The sequence below is a fragment of the Cytophagia bacterium CHB2 genome (assembly GCA_030263535.1).
In the GTDB taxonomy this organism is placed as follows: domain Bacteria; phylum Zhuqueibacterota; class Zhuqueibacteria; order Zhuqueibacterales; family Zhuqueibacteraceae; genus Coneutiohabitans.
Map to the genome: position 1 here is coordinate 1 of SZPB01000680.1, position 1515 is coordinate 1515.

The window sequence follows — 1515 nt, forward strand, 5'->3', positions numbered from 1 at the left end:
TCGAAGCAGCGTTGCAACTGCCACCTACGGAATTTCTGGCCAAGCCTTTTTTGATCGACGTGTTGAAGGAGCGTGTGCGCAAAATGATGTTCGTGGCCAACGGCGACAGCCACGGCGTCACGGCAGGCAGTTGATGTACGTTCGCTTGGTGTGATAAGGCATGCGGCGGAAGCGCCGGATCTCCGGCAGGCGCTCGGCCGGGGGCAAACCATCCAAAAAGCGCGTGTATTTCTCTCCCAAAACGACGGCCTGGTGATATCGTTCGGCCAGCGCGGAAGAGGCATAATTCAATTCCTCTCGTTCAAAAAGATGATGGCGCAGCCAGAGCCGGTCCATGGCTTCGAGCTGTTTGCTTGTGTTGAAAAACGCAAGAAAGTATTTGAGCAAGAGATAGGCGTCGATCTTGGCCTGCAATTCCAAATCCTGCAAGAAGCTTTCCTGTCCGAAATCCGGCAACCCTTCCATAAACTTCAACGCGCCGTGTACGGCATGATTGATCTCTTCCATGAACACGCAGAACGCTGAGATGTTGCGCTCGGAAAGGCCGGCGCGAGGATCATGCTTTTCCAGGGATCGAATCAAGTCGCGCGAATAGTAAATCCCGACATAGAGCCGGCGTTCATGCACGCGAAAGAAAACACGCGCGCTCTCCGACAACTCGCCGCAGGTGAAATCATATTGAGATAAATAAATATAGCGCTCGCGCGGAATGATGAACTCTTCGAAGTTCACGCCGGTCGGCTGATAGGTGCGCTCCGTGATTTTTTGAATATCGGCTAAGAGAGACATGGTGATCAGGGGCGATTCAGGTTACCGGTTGCCGTTTTTGACGAACGAACCGAGCTCGCGCAAGGCGGCCTCACTGACGGGTATCGATGAAGTGATCCACGCGGCGCATGACTTTGTCGGTGGCGCCGGGATTGCGATCCATGTGCAAAAAACGATCGGCCATATGATTTAACGCCAGGCGAACCCGTTGGAAGCGGCGGCCGAGCAGATCCAGAATCTCGCTCAAGCGGTAGCGTTCCGCCATGGCATGTTGCGCGGCGAGTTGAAAATTGTTGCTGCCCACTTGTTCGTAATAAGAAAAATCCGGCGAGGGAGGATGATACTTGACGCGATGATAAACAAAATCCGGGAAGAGGCCGGTAAGAAACAGCGCATAATTGCCCAGATGGCTGCGCAGATGAAACGTTTGCTCGGAATTCGCTTCGAGCAAATCCTGCATGAGATCGACAAGGTAGCGGTATTCTTTGGCGGAATGTGAATCGACGCGATAGGCGCGATTGCCCCCGGCAAATTCCGCCAGCAAGCCGGCCACATAATCCGATACGGCGCGATCATCGATGTTGTAAGTTTTAAGCGCCTGCCGCACCAGAATATAAAAATAAAGAAAAAGAGAGAGGGAAGCGGTGCGTTGTTTTTCAAGCAGGCAGGCGAGCAGCCGCGGATGATCGAGCATGGCGTCGCGCGTGTCGGGATCGGCCAGCAGTTTGAGCAGCGTGGCTTCCTTTT

General features: G+C 53.7%; 1 protein-coding gene. It reads right to left on the bottom strand.

The window, feature by feature from the left end; genetic code table 11:
- Nucleotides 1-117 precede the first annotated feature (117 nt).
- Nucleotides 118-789, bottom strand: a complete 672-nt coding sequence (locus FBQ85_30185) for a hypothetical protein (GenBank protein ID MDL1879401.1) — start codon at nucleotides 787-789, stop codon at nucleotides 118-120.
- Between the last annotated feature and the right edge of the window lie 726 nt (nucleotides 790-1515).

Coding starts and splice junctions, on each gene's coding strand:
- FBQ85_30185 (MDL1879401.1), bottom strand. CDS start 789: ATGTCTCTCTTAGCCGATATTCAAAAAATCACGGAGCGCACCTATCAG.